Below are 19,029 nucleotides of genomic sequence, written 5' to 3'. Positions count from 1 at the left end.
AGATTTAGTGATTAAAAAGTGACATTCAAACCAAATGAATAGACTGTAGGCGACGGATAACGTCCATTATCCAGACCCATAACGTTGGCGCTGGATGTGCTTACACCGATTTCAGGGTCATATCCGCTATAGCCTGTGATGGTCACTAAATTCTGCAGATTGGCGTAGAGACGCAGGTTCTCAATGCCCCATTTGCTTATCAGACGTTTTGGGAAAGTATATCCTAACGTGATGTTTTTCAAGCGGACATACGATCCGTCTTCGATGTAACGGTCGCTGACACGGTCGTTGTCGTTCGGATCATTGATTGTGGCACGGGGCGTAGAGGTGTTGGGATTTGTCACATAGACATTGGTTACATCGTCATACCAGTGCCATACGGTTGTACCATTTACGTTTACTCCATTTGAATAGTCTTTTGAGGCGTCGATAGGTGCCAGTTGGGCACGGTTGTTTACAGACGTCAGCTGGTTGGTCCACGTGGAGTTCATGTGTGTCAGTGTCATGCTTAAGTAATTGTACACTTTGTTTCCTACTGAACCGTTGATGAATAACGAAAGGTCGAAATTCTTATAACGGAACGTGTTGGTCCATCCGAAGGTGAATTTAGGAAGTGGAGAACCTAAGTTTGTACGGTCATTTTCATCAATGATACCGTCGCCGTTCAGGTCTTTGTATTTGATGTCACCTACCCATACCGTATTGTTTTTGTTGAATACGCCGTTCGAAGGATAGCTGTTGGCAGGTTTCGGAGAGGTTTGCAGATCTTCCAGATCTTTGTATACGCCATCTGTTACATAGCCGTAGAAGTTATAAAGCGATTCGCCTACATTGGTAACGGTAACTACGTCCGACCATTGTCCATATCCTACGATTTGGGCGGCACTGGTTCCCGATAACGCTACTAACTTGTTGCGGTTTACCGAAATTTGAAAATCAGAATCCCATTGGAATGCGCCGATTAACGGATGTGTGTTCAACGATATTTCCACACCTGTATTGCGGATATGTCCGTAGTTTCCCCAAGGTGCAGCCAAGGCGGAAGAAACGTTTCCGCTTGTACCCATATAGGAAGGTAGCTGCAATTGCATTAGCATGTCCTTTGATTCCTTTTTATACCAGTCTATGGTCAGATTGATACGGTCATTGAAAAAGCTTAAATCCAAACCGACATTAATCTGTTCTTGTGATTCCCATTTGATACCGGTGTTGGCAATATTGGACGGGCGGTAACTCATCCCCAGTCCGGTAGGCATGATGGAAATGGCTGATCCCCATAAGTAACCTCCGATGTTGGCATTTCCGGTCTGTCCCCATCCGATACGTAGTTTACCATTGTTGATGACATTGCGTATTGGTTCGAAGAACTTTTCGTTAGAGAAACGCCAGGAAGCGGCAATGGCGTGGAAGCCTGCCCATCGGTTCTCTGGACCGAAGTTGGATGAACCGTCGTAACGGTAAGTGTAAGTGGCAAGATAACGGTCATCGTAATTATAAGTGCCACGTGCAAAGAAGGAAGCCATGGAAGAGTTCCCGAATCCATAACCGATTGTGGGGGTACCGTCCCCCAAAGCCGGATTGTGCACAGCGTCAGAAGGCAAGTCTGTATTTGCCACACTGGAATAGTTATAGTCTGATTTCCAACATTCTTGTCCAAGCATTACTGTGAAGTTATGCTTGTCAATATTACCATTATAGGTAAGGTAATTTTTCAGTTGCCAGAAAGTGGAGCTGTTCTTTTGGATGCTGCTTGAATTTGAATCACGCACCCATGTGCCCAAATTTACCATAGGTTGGTAACGGTCTGCTTTACTGGCACTGATGTCGTAACCTAATTCGGCATGCCATACCAGGTTCTTGATAGGCGTGACTTCGGCAAATATATTACCCGTCAATTTCTGACGGTTCAGCAAGATATCGTCCATCAAAGCCAACGCCACAGGGTTGGGGTTGGTGTAGCCTTCTTGGGAGATAGAAGAATAGCTTCCGTCTACATTATAAATAGGTATACTGGGAATAGTGGTCAGTGAATAGTATATCAGACCTTGGTTACTGTCCGCCAATTTCAAGCTTTCGTCTGTACTGGAGTAAGTAGCGCTTAAGCCCAATTTCAACCATTTCTTTAGCTGTGCGTCCAAGTTGGTACGCACGCTGAATCGGCTGAAGTCACTGCCGATGATAGTACCTTCCTGATCCATGTACGAACCGGATACGTAATATTGCACTTTGTCCGAACCTCCTTGTGCACTTACCTGATGCTGGTGTTGCAAAGCGGTCTGGAAAATGGCATCTTGCCAGTTGGTACCTTTGCCCAACAAACTGGGGTCGGACAGGTATGCGCTTTCTGTTTCTTCTCCCACATTCACGAAGTCATTGTAGAAGTTAGCATATTCGCGCAGGTTCATCAAATCCAGGCGTTTGGTTTGACGTTGTACGGCTACCATGCCGTCATACGTGAATTTGGCTTCACCTGCCTTGCCTCGTTTTGTGGTAATCAATACGACACCGTTTGCACCTTGTGCACCGTAGATGGCTGTAGCCGAAGCGTCTTTCAGGATTTCCATGCTTACGATATCGGCAGGGTTGATGGTCGACAAAGGAGAAATGGTGGATACAGAACCGTTTCCTAAAGCGTCACCCAGACCAAAATCGGCACCACTTTGTCCACCACCTTGTACAATGACGCCGTCAATTACGTACAACGGTTCGGCATTGGCATTGATGGTGGCTTGTCCACGGATGCGGATCGAGGAAGACGAACCGGGAGCTCCCGAGGTCGTAACAGCGGTCACACCTGCCGCACGTCCTTGAAGAGACTGGTCAAGGTTGGTAATGATAGACCCTTTCAAGTCATTTTCATCCATCGATACCGAAGCACCCGAAAGGTCGCTCTTCTTCATTGTACCGTAGCCTACCACTACGACTTCATCCAATGTTTCCGAATCTTCTTCTAGTGTAATGTTCAAGTTTTTTTGGTTAGTGATTTTGATTTCTTGAGTTACATAACCAATGTAAGAGATGACCAATGTGGAACCTGGTTTCACGTTTAAGGTGAATTTACCGTCCAAATCAGTGATGACACCATTTGTTGTACCCTTTTCGAGTACGTTCGCTCCGATGACGGGAAGTCCCGTTGCATCGATGATGACACCTGACACTGAGTGAGCCTGCTGGGAGGCGTAGAACTCGGTGGAAGCTGCCATGGCTTGGGGACCGCTTATCCACATCATGGATAAACAGATTCCTGCCGCAAATGCAGTTCTTTTTGCATGTTTGTTCATGATAAATTAGGATGAATTGTTAATAGTTAAGGTTACATTATAGTATGCCGTCTGTATGCCGGTAACTATGCCGTACCGTTTTTTGTCATTGGCAAAATTACCGCATACTTGACGGATAAACTAATATAATTTTATCAATCTTGATACACCTTCGTAATATTTATTTCGAAGAAGTTTCTGACTTGTGCAGCAATGCTTTATTTGCCGTATGGATAAGGCTTATCGTACTGGAGTCGGATGCGAAAACCGAGTTCAACCCTTGTTCTTCTTGGGCGGGATCGCCTGTATAATCGTCCCCTGGCTGCCAGAAAACATGTTCCGAGGAGGGAACGGCTAAACCGCCCCAGCCCCAGAAGTTGCAACCAGCCAACAGGCTTTGATGGGTTGCGTGTTTAACTATTAAATCAAAGATACACTTGTAATACCCGTCACGGGCATGGGTTGATATGTTTTTACCAAATTGAAAACTGTCACGCGGATAGCCGAACTCTTCCAGTACAAGCGGTTTCTGATACTTTTTTGCTATATTCAGATGTTCGTTGATATAGGCTTGCGTGTTTGTGCAGGCTTTTTCTAGATTCTCTTGAAGGCTGTCCTTCGGTGCCCAGCCCCAATTGTAGGGCCAGATGTGGATGTTCATGTAGTCGATGTTTGTATCGGCATGGACTTTCTCGAAGAGGGCAATGTCTTCTTCACATCCGTGTTTGCCTTCGCTTCCTGTAGAAATAAGATGGTTCGGGTCAAGCGAGCGGATAAGGGAAGAAGTCTTGCTCATCCACTTGGCGAAGGCTGCTTTATGGATAGAGTCGGAAGCGAAAGCACGGGGTTCGTTCCCGATTTGCCACGACATGATGGTCGGGTCGTCTGTATATTTCCGGTGGGTGTACCGGTTGGTACGGGTGAGGATGTATTTCACGTGATTGGCAAACAATGCTTGTGCGCTGTCTGATACCACGAACTCTTTTACATAGTTCATGAAGGCGGGCCATCCGTCTACGGCAGGCACGGGAGCCTTGTCTCCTCTTGCCCAAGCGAGGTACTGGCTGTATCCTCCGCTCCATTCCCACGAATTGTTCAGATAGAGCACCGCCAGCATGTCACGCTTTTCCATTTCTGCCAATAAGTAGTCTAATCCTGCCAGAATAGTATCATTATAGATGCCCGGAGCTTCTTGCAGGGTCGGTTCCACTTTGGTGGGGACGCCTCGCTTTCCGTCCGATCCGACCAGGATGCGCAGGTTGTCCACGCCGATGGCTTTCAGGAAGTCGAGTTCCCGGTGCAGGCGTTCGCGGTTGCCTCCCGTTCCTTCCGAGGCAAGGATGGCACCGTACCAGAAGTTGGCTCCTATATAATAATAAGGTTGTCCGTTACGGATGAACTGTCCGTTCTTGACTTGAATAAATGGTGAAGACACCTCTTTCGGTGTGGATGTACAACCGATGAGGAACGCTGGTAAAATTAAAACGGATAAAATTATTTGTTTCCACATAAGCTATTAGATTTGTTTTTTGCAAATATAGCCTATACGGAAATACGAAATTGATACTATTTTATCCGATTCTATAAAAAGATGATATTTTTGATGAAATAGGAGTGGTGGATAACAGGGAAAGATGCTTTACGCAGACGAATAGAAATGATTGACGGGCGGAGGCAGTTTATTGCGTAAAGAGTCCTACCGAGTCAGGACTGCTGTCCCATTGGAATAGGACTGCAGTCCTATATAGGGTAGGACTGCAGTCCTTGCACCTTAGGATTTTAAGAGGACTGGAATGTGAAGTACGGTGAAGCCTTTCAGAAGCTGTTTTGAATTTATCGTGCGATGATTTGGGATGAGTTTTTGAGGCATTTTTGCTTCTGTGATGAGGAAGATAGCGGGCTATCTGACGAAGAACAGGAGCGAAAAGGACCAAAAAATCGCCCAAAGCACACACGAAAACGGATACATCAAGCCAAGAAAAACTTTTTGGAGAAATTCAAAACAGCTTCTCAACAACTCTTCCCAATCGGCATACGGTACATGCAAAACAGTTCTATATCAGAATCCGTTTCTTCTTGTAATTATCCCGGAAGTCTTTAGGGGATGCCAGTTTTTTCTTTTTGAAGATGCGGTTGAAATTGGAAAGGTTGTTGAATCCTGATTCGTAACAGATTTCTGCGATGCTCATGGTGGAGTCTACCAGCATGCGTGTGGCATGTCCCAGACGGATGTCAATGATGTAATCGGACAGATTTTTGCCCGTGCGGAGTTTAAAGAAGCGGCTGAACGATACTTCGGTCATTCCGACCATATCTGCCAGTTGGTTCAGCCGGATTTCTTCTTTGTAATGCTGGTTGATATAGTCTTGTACTTTCTGCACTCGGCGACTGTCTGAGTGTTGTTGGATTTTCGCGAACGAAGAACTGGATAGCACGCGTGCTTCTTCGGTGAACATGGAAAGTTCATATAAAAGGGTAAGGAAGCGAGTCACGGCATAGAAACCTTTCGTGTCGGGCAGTTCGTCTATCAGGGCATAGACTTTCATAATGGCTTGCATGGGGAAACTCAGTCCGTTTTGTGCCTTGTCGAACATTTTCATGACGCGGTCGAATTGATTGGTGCTGAGTAAAGTTTTCATGAATTGGGGTGAGAACTGGATGGTGATTTCCCGAACGTCCTTGCTTTTGCAATCATGTTGTTCCCATACATGCTCCAAATCTGGACTGGTGATGAGTACCAGGTCGTATTCGCCGATGATTTCTGCAGAGTCGCCTACGATGCGTTGTACTCCGGGGGCATTGATTACGAAGTTCAGTTCGAATTCCTTGTGGAAATGCATCGGATAAGTGAATTCGCTTTTCCTTCGGTCGGCAATGTAGAAGCAGTCTTTTTCCGAAAGAGGAGTAATTTCGCGGATAACGTTTTTGTCTTTTACTATCATGGTCTTAAATTTATTAATTTGCTAATGAGCCAATGCATTCTCACATTAGCACATTCTCACATTGGCACATTGTCACATTAGCACATTGTCGCATTAGCACATTCTCACATTGGCACATTGTCACATTAGCACATTCTCACATTGGCACATTCTCACATTGGCACATTCGAACTATAGTCTGATTGATTCTTTACTCCTTGTATATCTCGTTGGATGATGTCCTCGGTGAAAAGCCGGGTCAGTTCTTCCCATGTCAATACGGTGTCGGGCTGGAATTGTGCCGACTTTGCATAGCGGAGCAGGGCGGTGCGGAACTGGTTTCCTTCGGGTGTGCCTTTAATGGCATTGAGGTCGGTGGTGCATACCAGAAGCTTTCCTTTTCCGATGCGGAACTCGAAGACAATACCCAGTTTGTGGTTCCGTTCGATGTTATCAATGACTTGCACTACGGGGCGGTATGCCTTGTCTGTGTGGTTCAGTATCATCGGACGCGAATTCCGGGTGATGCTCCACCATTGCCAGTCACTATGCTCTTCGGTAGGGAAGTGGCGGAATAAGGGATGTGCGGGATTTGTCAATATCGACATCGTACCCGGCGAAACCTCTTTGCCTGCATTTTCCGATATGGTCTTGAACATGGCATAGTTCCAATAATCGGGTGTGAACATGCCTCCTACGCTTTGTTTCCCGATGTCCTTGTGGCGGGGAAGCAAGAGTACGGTTTCTCCCTTTGCCAGCTTGGCTTTCACCTGCTTGTTAAGTAGGGAATCGATGTAAATTCCTTCTGTACTTTCCTGCTCATCGGGGTACACCCAAAGATGGTAATAATTGTGGTATCTTCCTGTCTGTAAGTTCAGGGTCAGGCGTTGCGCGGTCTTCAGTTCGTTGAGGGGAAGCTCGATGTTTCCTATGGGCGTGACATTTCCTTGCGGTGCGGAGTAGGAGAGTGTGCCTTTCTTTTCCCACGTCCCGTCATCTGATATCAATTGCCAGCGGATAGGGGTGTTCCAGTCGTTTTCTTCGTAATTCGAAAGGGCTACACGTACCTGAAGGGTTTGGGTGTTCCGCCAGCAGAAGTCTTTCATCTCTGCCAGAGGGACTACCGGTGCACAGAATCCGTAGAAGGTTTCGGGGTCTATAATGCCTTTGCTTTCCATAAAGGCGTCAAGTATGCCTACCAGTGCCGAGCCTTGTCCGGGGTAATCCTGCAGGTCGAGCATTTGGAAACCTCCGAAGCCGGGTGTGCGCAGGGCATATTCGATATCGGCTTTGTAACATGCCACAGAGAAATGTCCCGTAGCACGATGGAAGGCTTCGGCTTGGTCGTATAGGTGATTTTCTTTCAGCCGGTTACGGAATATTTCCAGATTGTATGGATACAGCACGCCTTTGTATTTCGCAATTTGCTGGAAGTCGGGATAAATCTGGAACTGGCAGGTCTCGTGTCCCACTACGGGACGGGGACACTGGGCAATGGCTTGTGCATAATTGGCGGTTGTATTGGGACGGGTGTTGTTCAGGATGCCTCCCTTTTCTGCATCCACGTATGCGAAGGAAGAGCGTACATGAGTCGAATATCCTTCGCCTCCGCCTACCCGGCACGTTACGAAAAAGTCTTCTCCATCTTGCGGACCTTGCCAACCCAGATTGTTGTTCGAACCGAAACAATACAAGTGCCGTAGGTCTTTCCGGCGGAACTCGTCAAGCCACTCGCGCATTACGTCAATGTCTCCGTGCAGCTCATTGCCTAGTCCCAGCATCATGAACGAAGGATGATTGCCCAGCCAGTCCAATATCATGTTGCCTTCTCGTTTCAGGAATGTGTTCAACGATATATTGTTACGCTGTATGGCTCCCCAAAGTGGAAGTTCCACTTGGAAATAGATACCTTCTATATCGGCTGCTTTCAAGGCTGCTTCGGGAGGAGTGTACGAATGGCACCGGTAGTGATTGATGCCATATCGTTTGGCTATGCGGAATATGTTGCGCCATGTTTCCACATCCATTGGTGTATATCCGGTAAGAGGAAAGACGCAGGCATCGTGTTTGCCGCGAAGCAATATTTTCTTGTCGTTTAAAACAAATTGCGTGTTTTCTGTACCGAATTCACGCATTCCGAAATCTATGTGTTGCTGGTCGTGTGAGTGCCCGTTGTTAAGTGCAATGTCCAGTCCATACAAGGCAGGATGAAATTCGCTCCATAGCAGCGGAGACTCTCCCATGCCAAGTGTAAAGGTAAACGAATTGGCACCCTGTTGCAAGGTTATGTTTTTCTCGAAGGTGGGAAGCACGTGTGTAGTAGGGGTATTCCATGCTTTTCCTTGGATACTGACAATTGCTGAACAGGGATAGTCGGACCATACCTCCAATGTTATGCGGGCGCATTTTTCAGATACAGATGGGTAGACTTGTACCTTATTTATATAAGGTGTATCGTAGGCTTCTATCCCGAATTTGCCTAAGATACCGTTCCAGTTGGTTTGTGTGGCATCGGTCCAAGCATGTGAACTTTGTATTTCTTTCGGTACTGATGTTTCAGAATTGTCTATACGCAGGACAATATGGTGCTTGCCTGGTTTCAGGGAAGGAAGTTCATAACAATGAGGGGCATAGAGGTGTGAGAAGCTTCCGATGCTGTCTCCGTCTATCCAAAGCGTGCTGGGCTTGGTGCGTTCCATAATCAGGCGGAGTTTTTTTCCGGCAAATCCTTCGGGCAAGGTGAAGTCGCGCTCGTAGGTGACTTGTCCGCTATACGAATGGAGCCGGGTCAGTTGGGTGGTAACGTAAGGTGCCTGTGCCGGATTGCCTAATTTGTTTTCATCGGTGGTGCCCGGAAGCCGGCAAGTGCCTAACGAACTTTCCCAGATGCCCGACAGAGGAAGGAAGGCTCTCTCTTGTGCTTGTGCGCACAAAGCGCAAAGCATGGCAGCGAGTGAAAGAAAGAGTTGTTTCATTTACAATTTAGCAAATTACGATTTACAATTTACAATTTATTTCATTTCTATTTGCAATGTACAAAATAGGATTAGGGGATAAATCGTAAATCGTAAATTGTAAATTGTCAAATAGTAAATGTTCATCATTTGCCATATTTCGCCTTGATGCCCGGCAGTTCTTTCCGGATATCGGCGATACGGGTGGCATCGCTGGGGTGTGTGCTCATAAACTCGGGTACAGACCCTCCGCTTCCTGCCGACATCTTTTGCCAGAATCCGACGGCTACATCGGGATTGTATCCAGCCATGGTCATGAATACCAGCCCCATATAGTCTGCTTCCGATTCGTGTTTGCGCGAGAAGGGAAGCATCATGCCGTATTGTGCGCCGATGCCGTAAACCGTGCCTGCAACCTTTTGCACCGCAGAACTCTTGTCGCTTACCAGCGAATTGAGGATATTCGCACCATATTGCGCCATTACTTGTTGGCTCAGGCGTTCATTGCTATGCTTTGCTACGGCATGTGCCACTTCATGTCCTACCACTACCGCCAGTTCGTCATCGGACGAGACCAGCTTCATCAGTCCTTCATAAACTACAATCTTGCCGCCCGGCATGCAGAAAGCGTTCACTTGCGGGTCTTGTATGAGATTGAATTCCCACGCGAAGTTCTGGATTTCCGATGCCATGCCGTTCGCGCGCAGGTAGGCTTCGGTGGCGGAGGCTATCTTTTTCCCTACCCGTACCACCATGGCGGTTTGTGCGGCATTGGCTGATTTCTTAGCCGACTTGATATAGTCGTTGTATTGGGTAAGACTGGAGGACAGCACTTCGCTATCCGATACCAAAAGCATTTGCTTCCGTCCGGTCAGGGGGACGGTAGAGCAGCCTGCCAGCAGGAGGGCGGCAAGCAAGAGCAAGGTGAAATGCAGTTGTTTCATCATCCGTAATTCGTTTTAAGGTTTCTTTCAGCAAATATATAGCATTTTCTGTAATAATCCGCACTATCTGTAATGAAAAAGATAAAACAGTATCATTCGCATTGGTGGAATATGCCTACTTTTGCATTGATATCATTTAAAACAACTCATCATGAAAAACATGAAAGCTAAAGTCTTATTAGTTGCCGGAGCTTCGCTTTTCGCTTCCGGTGTATGGGCGCAAGAGCAACTTGTGCGACTCTCTACTCCCGAAACCTCGCTGGTGATTGATGCACCGCAAGGGGGAGAATTGAAATATGTATATTATGGTACGAAGCTGGGCGATGCGGACCTGAAACAGATTGATGCGGTGCGTACGTGCAATCATGCCGCTTATCCGGTGTATGGAATGAATACTCCGGCAGAAACGGCGCTCTCGGTATGCCATGCCGACGGGAACATGTCAACCCAGCTGGTGGTGGAAAGCGTGGCTACGACCGATGGGGATAAGACAAAGGAAGTTTCTGTCCGCTTGAAAGATAAGGTGTATCCATTTTATGTCAACGTATGTTACCGGGCTTATCAGGATGTGGACATCATTGAGACCTGGACCGAAATAACGAACGAAGAAAAGAAACCCGTAGTGCTCAACCAGTTCGCTTCGGCTTACCTGCCCATTCGCAGGGGCAATGTATGGCTCTCCAGCCTGTATGGTTCGTGGGCGAACGAAGGGCGTTTGGTTCAGGAACCGTTGGAGCCGGGCATGAAAGTGATAAAGAACAAGGACGGGGTGCGCAATTCGCATACGGCACATGCCGAAGTGATGTTCTCGCTCGACGGGCGTCCACAGGAAAACGTAGGGCGGACCATTGGTGCGGCACTTTGCTATACAGGAAATTATAAGCTCCGTATTGACACCGATGATAGCGAATACCACCAGTTCTTTGCCGGTATCAATGAAGATAATTCCATGTATCATTTGCAGAAAGGCGAGACGTTCAAGACTCCGGTGCTTGCCCTTACTTATTCGGACGAAGGGTTGAGCGGAGCCAGCCGGAACTTTCACCGCTGGGGACGCACTTATAAGCTGGCGCATGGAGACAAGCCTCGCAAAATCCTGCTCAATAGCTGGGAAGGTGTTTACTTCGACATCAACCAGCAAGGCATGGAACAGATGATGGCGGACATCGAATCAATGGGCGGCGAATTGTTTGTGATGGATGACGGATGGTTCGGAGGCAAGTACCAGCGCAATACCGATAATTCTTCGTTGGGCGACTGGGTGGTAGATACCCGTAAGCTTCCTGAAGGCATTGAGGGATTGCTCCGTGACGCGAAGAAACATCATGTGGGATTCGGTATCTGGATAGAACCGGAAATGTCGAATACTACGAGCGAACTCTACGAGAAGCATCCCGAATGGATAGTGAAAGCTCCCCAGCGCGATCCGGTATTGGGACGTGGCGGAACGCAGGTTGTACTTGACCTCGGCAATCCCGAAGTGCAGGATTTCGTGTTCGGCGTGGTGGATGACCTGATGAGCAAGTATCCCGAAATCGAGTATATCAAGTGGGACGCCAATATGGCGATTATGAACCACGGTTCGAATTACCTGACCCATGATAACCAGAGCCACATGTACATCGAGTATCATCGTGGCTTCGAGAGTGTATGCAACCGTATCCGTGCCAAATATCCTGACCTTACTATCCAGGCTTGTGCCAGCGGTGGAGGACGTGCCAACTGGGGGTACTTGCCTTGGTTCGACGAGTTTTGGGTGAGCGACAATACCGATGCCCTCCAGCGCATTTACATGCAATGGGGCACCTCGTATTTCTTTCCGGCGATTGCCATGGCGTCCCACATCAGTTCGGCTCCCAATCATCAGGTCTTCCGTACCGTTCCTATCAAATACCGCATCGATGTGGCGATGAGCGGGCGTCTGGGCATGGAAATCCAGCCAAAGAACATGACCGAGGAGGAGAAGGAGATTTGCCGGAAGGCAATAGCCGATTACAAGATGATTCGTCCCGTAGTGCAGTTCGGGGATATCTACCGTCTGGTTTCTCCCTACGACCGCTTGGGTGTGGCATCTCTGATGTACACTTCGCCCGAGAAAGACAAGGCGGTATTCTATTGGTGGAAAATGGAAACGTTTTATAACCAGCATTTGCCTCGTATGCGCATGGCAGGTCTCGACCCGGCGAAGATGTATCGGGTCAAAGAGTTGAACCGTATCGATAACGAGCCTCTCCCGTTCGAAGGGAAATCGTATTCGGGCAAGTTCTTGATGGAAAACGGTTTGGAAATCCCTTACACGCATAAGGTGGACTATCACAAGCTGAATGATTATGCCAGCCGGGTGCTGTATTTGGTAGCAGAACAGTAAAAAATAAAGAACCGGGAATGAAGAATAAACAAATCGTTATTCTTTATTCCCGGTTCTTTATTTAGTTAGAAATCGTTTTGAATTTATCGCCCAAAGTACGCACAAGACGAACACATTAAGCTAAGAAAAACTTTTTGTAGTAATTCAAAACAGTTTCTTGGAAAACTTTTTATTTCAGTTTTGCCACTGTTTCCTTGATGCGGCGCATGGCTTCGATGATGTTTTCATCGGAAGTGGCGTAACTCATGCGGATACATTCAGGCGCACCGAATGAAGTACCACCTACGCAGGCTACATGGCCTACCTCAAGCAGATACATCGCCAAATCTTCCGCATTGTTGATAACACGGTCACCGTCTTTCTTACCGAAGAACGAATCGCATTTCGGGAAGAGGTAGAAAGCACCTTCGGGCACGTTTACTTCAAATCCCGGAATTTCTTTCGCCAGTTTGACAATCAAATCACGACGGCGTTCGAATGCTTGGCGCATTTCTTCTACCGGAGCCTGTGTGCCAGTGTAAGCGGCTTCGGCTGCTTTCTGTGATACAGAGCACGGACCAGAAGTATATTGTCCCTGAAGCTTGTTGACACCTTTCACAATCCATTCGGGAGCGGCGATAAATCCGATACGCCAGCCCGTCATGGCATACGCTTTCGATACGCCGTTGACAATAACCACACGGTCTTTGATTTCGCTGAACTGGGCGATGCTTTCGTGTTTGCCGATGTAGTTGATGTGCTCATAGATTTCATCGGCGATGGTAATGACACGCTCGTGCTTAGCCAATACCGAAGCCAGTCCCGCCAGTTCTTTCTTGCTGTATACCGAGCCGGTAGGGTTCGAAGGCGAGCAAAGAATCAGGGCGCGCGTCTTAGGAGTGATAGCCGCTTCCAGTTGTTCGGGAGTAATCTTGAAGTCTTGCTCGATACCCGCACGCACAATGACGGGAGTACCTTCCGCCAGCTTCACCATTTCAGGATAGCTTACCCAATAAGGAGCAGGGACAATGACTTCATCTCCTTTGTTTACCAAAGCCATAATCGTGTTGCATACCGACTGCTTGGCACCGTTGGCACAACTGATTTGGGCTGCTGTATATTCCAGTCCGTTTTCTTTTTTCAGTTTTTCTACAATGGCGTTTCGCAATGCGGGATAACCGGCTACAGGAGAATAGCGCGAATAGTTTTCGTCAATCGCTTTTTTAGCGGCTTCCTTGATATGGTCGGGAGTGTTGAAGTCGGGTTCGCCGACACTCATGTTGATTACATCTACGCCCTGAGCCTTAAGCTCGCCGCTCTTTTGCGACATAGCCAGCGTAGCCGAGGGTGACAAACTGTTTAAACGTTCTGAAAGTTGATTCATATTCTTCTTTTTAATTTTAGTTCAAAATCGGTGCAAAATAAAGCATTTTTTATGACATATAAAAACATTTATTACTTTCTGTCGCCTAAGAACCGAAGTAAATACAAGAAAAGATTGATAAAGTCGAGATAGAGTGTCATGGCACCCATCAGGGCAATCTTTTGGGTGGTATCATTTATCGCTATGTCTTCTCCTGTTAATAGCTGCTTGATTTTTTGTGAATCATAAGCCGTAAGCCCCGTGAAAATCAACACACCGATACCCGAAATGATTAAATCCATCATTGAGTTATGCAGGAACAAGTTGACCAGTGAAGCAATGATAAGTCCGATCAGTGCCATGATGCAGATATTTCCGATACGGCTCAAGTCTTTCTTGGTTACATAGCCATAGAGTGCCATTACGCCAAAGGTACCTGCCGTAACAAAGAATGTGGTGGCAATGGAACTCATGGTGTATATCATAAAGATAAAGGCGAGTGTGACTCCGTTCAGAATGGAGTAGGCGATAAAAAGCAGGGTAGCGGTGCTGAAAGCAATCCGGTGGATGCGTGCGGAAAGATAGATGACCAATCCTATTTCAGCTATCAGAAGCCCCCAGAAGAGCATCCGGTTTTCGACAATCATCGAGAGTAACGTGTATGATTTTGCCACGTATAAAGATACCAATCCGGTAATGACCAGCGCCAATGTCATCCATGTGTAGACATTGCGCATCAGTGTAGCTTGTACGGCCTTTGCTTTAGACGCGTACACTTTTGCCAAATCATTTGTTTCCATAATCATCAATTTTTAATTTTTGATTTTCAATTCTAATTCTTAAAATGCAACGTATGTCCCATGCGGTCTTTCTTCGTATGCAGGTAACGTTCGTTGTAAACGTTAGGTGTGACCTCGATGGGCACATTCTCCACGATTTCCAATCCGTAGGCTTCCAGTCCCACCCGTTTTACAGGATTATTGGTAAGCAGACGCATCTTGTGAATGCCTACCTCACGCAGGATTTGTGCGCCTACTCCATAGTCGCGTTCATCGGCTTGGTGTCCGAGGCAGATGTTGGCGTCTACGGTGTCCATGCCTTCTTCCTGGAGCTTGTAGGCTTTCATTTTTTCCATCAATCCGATGCCACGTCCTTCCTGAATAAGGTAGATAACGGCACCTTTGCCTTCTCTTTCTATCATTTGCATGGCTTTATGAAGCTGTTCTCCGCAATCGCAACGCAAAGAACCGAAAATGTCGCCCGTAGCACACGACGAATGTACACGCACCAATACGGGTTCATCAGGCTCGAAGTGTCCCTTTATCAACGCCACGTGTTCCAGGCCGTTGCTTTTCTGGCGGAAAGGTATCAGGCGGAAATGTCCGTATCCGGTAGGCATGTCTACCTCCACACCCCGCTCTACCAGCGACTCTTGCTTCAAACGATAGGCTATCAAGTCGGCAATCGATATCAGCTTAAACCCATATTGGTCCGCCATCTGGCGCAGTTCGGGAAGGCGTGCCATCGTACCGTCCTCGTTCATCACTTCCATCAAAGCAGCCGCGGGATAAAGCCCTGCCAGCTTGGCGAGGTCGATACTTGCTTCGGTATGTCCCGCACGGCGGAGCACCCCTTTGTCTTGCGCATAAAGCGGGTTTATATGTCCGGGACGGCCAAAAGTTTCAGGAACCGATGCCGGGTCGGCAAGCGCACGGATGGTAGCGGCACGGTCGGCAGCCGAAACTCCTGTAGTACATCCCTCCAGCTTATCGATAGTCACCGTAAACGGAGTCCCTAAAACCGATGTGTTATTGATTACCTGGCACGGAAGGTCGAGCTCCTTGCATCGGGACATCGTAATCGGCGCACAAAGCACCCCGCGGGCATGTTTCAGCATAAAGTTCACTTTTTCAGGCGTAATCAGCTCGGCTGCAATGATAAGGTCGCCTTCATTTTCGCGGTCTTCATCATCTACTACGATTACAAATTCTCCTTTACGGAAGTCCTCAATGGCTTCTTCTACGGTATTTAGCTTTATCTTGTCCATAATGCGTTATTGTTATGAATAATAATGTTGGTCTTTTATTTGTTGTATAACCTGTCCGTTGGTCCGGATAATGTTTTTTAAATCTTTCTCCAGCCGTAGCCTGAACCGCCAGATATTAAGGTACACCAACAATCCTGCAGGTACCACGATACCTAACGCCAAGTTAAGCCAGCGGTTCCCGAACGGACTCTTATGAGCCTTAACCGCCAGGAAAGGATAATTGTTCATCGCGTTCAGCAAGATTGGATCTTTCGAATTCGAGAGTTCCTCTATCACCGCTTCCATTTGCCTGCTGATATCAGCGATGGCATCGTCCGGCTTGTTGTTCATGAATAGCTTGATATAATTAGGCAATCCTTTCAACCGATGCATACGCATATAGTCTTCACACAATGCGCTGATGTGTTCCAGCGCCTCGACATCTTTCCGGTATTCGGGTGTATGGATAATCACTTCTTTCTTAAACAGGTGTCTCGACAAGCGGATGCCAAACACCTTGCGGAAAAACGCCGCATACGTGTCAATATTGAACACCACCGAATCTTTGTTTGACTTATAAGTGAAGAACGCTCCTACGGGTGCCAGCACGAGTGTACTCATCCAGGTACCCAGCGCCACATTCATCTCGCCGCTTTTCCCGATACGGGTCGCGCCCGAGTCGATAATGTAATACACCACAAAAATCAGCACGGATATCACGACCGGCATACCCAGTCCGCCCTTGCGGATAATGGCTCCCAGCGGCGCTCCGATAAAGAAAAAGATGATACAAGCCAACGAAAGAGTGATTTTCTTGTGCCAGTCGGAACGGTGCGAACGGATATTTCCGTCCGTACTTTTGCTCATAAAGCTTTTCATCTCCCAGTCGGATGCCAACGAGGAAATCCTGTTTTCCGTCTTGCTCAATGTTTGAGACTTTTCTTGCGAAGTCATGGAATTGAAGATGCTGTCAGTATTCAGGTATGCCACGTTCAGTTTCTCCAATTTGGTAGAATCGGCTTTGGTCAGTACCGGTGTCTTGTAAGTAGAGTTAATGACATCGTTGAAGTAAGCGCGTCCTACACTGTCGGCGTGTATTTCCAACGAATCAATAGCCTGGGAGATTTCCCGCATATTCTTGATATCCGAGCGTTGGTCGAGGAAACTACCGTCCACCATGTTGAAATCAGAGTCAAACTGGATAAGCGTATGCTTTTCCTTGAATGATTCGCGGCGGTAGGGGACGTTACGTGAAATGACAGATTGGGATTTCAGGTTCTCAAATTGTTCACCATTATACAAATGAAGGAAAAGGTGCTGCTTGTCGGCGGTCAGTTCCAACTTTCCTTCTTCCGCCCAGATGATATGTGCATTTTCGAATCCATCGGAAAAGTTGTATATTAACACGTCTTTCAGCATACCTGTCTCCCGGTCTTTGTGCTTGACATAAATGTTATAACCGTCGATATCACTATAAAATACTCCTTCCGGTATGTCTACTTCAGGAGATTTTTGCTTCATGGAAACCAAGAGTGTCCATAGTTGCTTTTGGGCACGCGGACCGATTTCGTTCTGGAAAAAGAATGACATGCCTCCCAGAAACATGCAGAACAGTACGACTGGCCGCATGATACGGAGTAGGGGGATGCCTGCTGCCTTCATGGATAACAGTTCGTACCGCTCACCAAAGTTTCCGAATGTCATGAGTGCAGCCAGTAGGATGGCCAGAGGAAGCGACAGGGGAATCAATGTCAGACCTGAATAAAAGAAAAATTGGGCTAGAACATTAATCTCTAATCCTTTTCCTACTAACTCGTCTACGTACCTCCATAGAAATTGCATCATGAAGATAAACAGACAGATGAAAAACGTCCCAGAAAAGAGCAGTAAAAAGCTCTTCAATACGAATATATCTAGTTTTTTTATGCGTAGCATTCCTTAATATATGGTTGTCAGCTTGCAAAAGTAGCATAAAAAACAACGCGGAGCATGATGTTTTGTATATTTTTAGAAAATTATATACCGCACGTCCGTTTTAGCACTTCAATTTGAGAGTCCCATAGGTTGATAACGTCATCTTCTTCACCGGGTTCGGCAAAGTCTGTCACTTCTAGTGAAAGGTCTGTGGTTAGTTCATTGTAATAAATTTTTAGTTCGAAATAGGTGCGTGGCTCATCGTCTTTCCAGTGAAAACGGATGAATGATTCGGTCCGGAAATTGGTTATTTCGGCTTCTCTGGTTTCGGTCTTTCCCCATTTGAACATAAATGTCTTGTTAAGTCTGGTTACGTTATCGGCAAACCAACGGCTTAATCCGGGTGGAGTGCTGATGGCGTTCCATAAAATAGTGCTTGATGCAGGAGCTAACGTATATTCTATCTTTATTTTCTTTTTCATAGATAGTTTCAGGCTTTTCTTTGTTAAAGTTATGAATTAAAATAACGGGCGCAAATTAAACTAATTTTTTGTACACTACATAATGAATCGTCTATTATTTTTCGCTTTTCTCTTTTGCGTATTTTCCGTTTTGATGATATACGTGATAATATGGATTTCGCATATGGCTGGATATGAATGCATTGTACGTGGATTTAGCTTTTGGAGGTAAAAAAGAAGTGAAAAAGATGTGCAAAAGATGTGGAGGAAAACAAAAGAAAAATGGGCGAAAATGTTGCGTATGTCGAAAAGATGTTTTACCTTTGCACCCGCAATCGAAAAGATGGCGGGATAGCTCAGCTGGTTAGAGCGCATGATTCATAATCATGAGGTCCCCGGTTCAATCCCGGGTCCCGCTACTAAGTAATGATTTGACCGTTGGGTGGCTTCCACGCCTGGCGGTTGTATGGCGGGATAGCTCAGCTGGTTAGAGCGCATGATTCATAATCATGAGGTCCCCGGTTCAATCCCGGGTCCCGCTACAGAAAAGAGGCTGACTCGTTCGGGGTAGCCTTTTTTTTTATGTCTGTTTGTCTGTATTTGATGCCAAAAAGAAATAGTATCTGAGAGTAATATATACTGCGTTTGCCGATGCAGTTATCTGTTCTGGCAGTTTCAATGCACTGAAACTGCGGATGCAGTATATATTACTTTTCATTGGCATTTAAAGTCAGAAGCTGTTTTGAATTTATCGTGCGATGATTTGGGATGAGTTTTTGAGGCATTTTCGCTTCTGTGATGAGGAAGATAGCGGGCTATCTGACGAAGAACAGGAGCGG

General features: G+C 46.7%; 12 protein-coding genes and 2 tRNA genes. 4 read left to right on the top strand and 10 right to left on the bottom strand.

What is annotated here, in order from left to right; translation table 11 throughout:
- Positions 1-11: 11 nt before the first annotated feature.
- The gene (locus tag B5F78_RS03845) at positions 12-3,230 is read right to left on the bottom strand and encodes a SusC/RagA family TonB-linked outer membrane protein (RefSeq protein ID WP_430746818.1); all 3,219 of its coding nucleotides are present in this window, start codon (positions 3,228-3,230) and stop codon (positions 12-14) included.
- Positions 3,231-3,441: 211 nt separating this feature from the next.
- Entirely contained in the window at positions 3,442-4,770 is a 1,329-nt protein-coding gene (locus B5F78_RS03840) for a glycoside hydrolase 5 family protein (protein WP_087406073.1), read from the bottom strand.
- 333 nt (positions 4,771-5,103) lie between these two features.
- Between B5F78_RS03840 and B5F78_RS03835 the strand changes: the two genes are divergently transcribed.
- Positions 5,104-5,361: a hypothetical protein gene (locus B5F78_RS03835; protein WP_162608477.1), complete on the top strand. Its 258-nt coding sequence runs from the start codon at positions 5,104-5,106 to the stop codon at positions 5,359-5,361.
- On the opposite strand, the gene B5F78_RS03830 is transcribed toward B5F78_RS03835, so the two are convergent.
- The 3 genes from B5F78_RS03830 to B5F78_RS03820 form a co-directional block, all read right to left on the bottom strand.
- On the bottom strand, positions 5,315-6,202 hold the full coding sequence (locus B5F78_RS03830; protein WP_087406071.1) for a helix-turn-helix domain-containing protein: 888 nt from the start codon (positions 6,200-6,202) through the stop codon (positions 5,315-5,317). The two genes, B5F78_RS03835 and B5F78_RS03830, sit on opposite strands and share 47 nt — an antisense overlap.
- Positions 6,203-6,354: 152 nt before the next feature.
- Positions 6,355-9,156: a glycoside hydrolase family 2 TIM barrel-domain containing protein gene (locus B5F78_RS03825; RefSeq protein ID WP_087406070.1), complete on the bottom strand. Its 2,802-nt coding sequence runs from the start codon at positions 9,154-9,156 to the stop codon at positions 6,355-6,357.
- Positions 9,157-9,281: 125 nt separating this feature from the next.
- The gene (locus B5F78_RS03820; RefSeq protein WP_087406087.1) at positions 9,282-10,079 is read right to left on the bottom strand and encodes a M48 family metallopeptidase; all 798 of its coding nucleotides are present in this window, start codon (positions 10,077-10,079) and stop codon (positions 9,282-9,284) included.
- Positions 10,080-10,230: 151 nt separating this feature from the next.
- Here B5F78_RS03820 and B5F78_RS03815 point away from each other — a divergent pair, with 151 nt between their 5' ends.
- Positions 10,231-12,447, top strand: coding sequence for an alpha-galactosidase (locus tag B5F78_RS03815; protein ID WP_087406069.1), 2,217 nt, complete (start codon positions 10,231-10,233; stop codon positions 12,445-12,447).
- Positions 12,448-12,616: 169 nt separating this feature from the next.
- Here the strand turns inward: B5F78_RS03815 and B5F78_RS03810 are convergent, their stop codons facing one another.
- The 5 genes from B5F78_RS03810 to B5F78_RS03790 all read right to left on the bottom strand — a co-directional run bounded on the left by B5F78_RS03810 (position 12,617) and on the right by B5F78_RS03790 (position 18,211).
- Positions 12,617-13,810, bottom strand: coding sequence for a pyridoxal phosphate-dependent aminotransferase (locus B5F78_RS03810; RefSeq protein ID WP_087406068.1), 1,194 nt, complete (start codon positions 13,808-13,810; stop codon positions 12,617-12,619).
- Between the two features lie 71 nt (positions 13,811-13,881).
- Complete coding sequence (locus B5F78_RS03805; protein WP_087398187.1) at positions 13,882-14,589, bottom strand: Bax inhibitor-1/YccA family protein; 708 nt, start codon at positions 14,587-14,589, stop codon at positions 13,882-13,884.
- 32 nt (positions 14,590-14,621) lie between these two features.
- Positions 14,622-15,836, bottom strand: coding sequence for a bifunctional 3,4-dihydroxy-2-butanone-4-phosphate synthase/GTP cyclohydrolase II (locus tag B5F78_RS03800; RefSeq protein ID WP_022039863.1), 1,215 nt, complete (start codon positions 15,834-15,836; stop codon positions 14,622-14,624).
- A gap of 12 nt (positions 15,837-15,848) precedes the next feature.
- Positions 15,849-17,750 (bottom strand): LptF/LptG family permease, encoded by a 1,902-nt coding sequence (locus B5F78_RS03795; protein WP_087406067.1) that lies wholly within the window; start codon positions 17,748-17,750, stop codon positions 15,849-15,851.
- Between the two features lie 80 nt (positions 17,751-17,830).
- Positions 17,831-18,211, bottom strand: coding sequence for an START-like domain-containing protein (locus B5F78_RS03790; protein WP_087406066.1), 381 nt, complete (start codon positions 18,209-18,211; stop codon positions 17,831-17,833).
- 324 nt (positions 18,212-18,535) lie between these two features.
- Here B5F78_RS03790 and B5F78_RS03785 point away from each other — a divergent pair.
- Positions 18,536-18,609 (top strand) — tRNA-Met (locus B5F78_RS03785).
- 49 nt (positions 18,610-18,658) lie between these two features.
- Positions 18,659-18,732 (top strand) — tRNA-Met (locus B5F78_RS03780).
- Positions 18,733-19,029 lie beyond the last annotated feature (297 nt).

The sequence above is a fragment of the Bacteroides sp. An279 genome, assembly GCF_002159615.1.
Taxonomy (GTDB): domain Bacteria; phylum Bacteroidota; class Bacteroidia; order Bacteroidales; family Bacteroidaceae; genus Phocaeicola; species Phocaeicola intestinalis.
The sequence above is the reverse complement of the archived record's forward strand: the minus strand, read 5'-3'. Positions and strand labels throughout refer to the sequence as shown.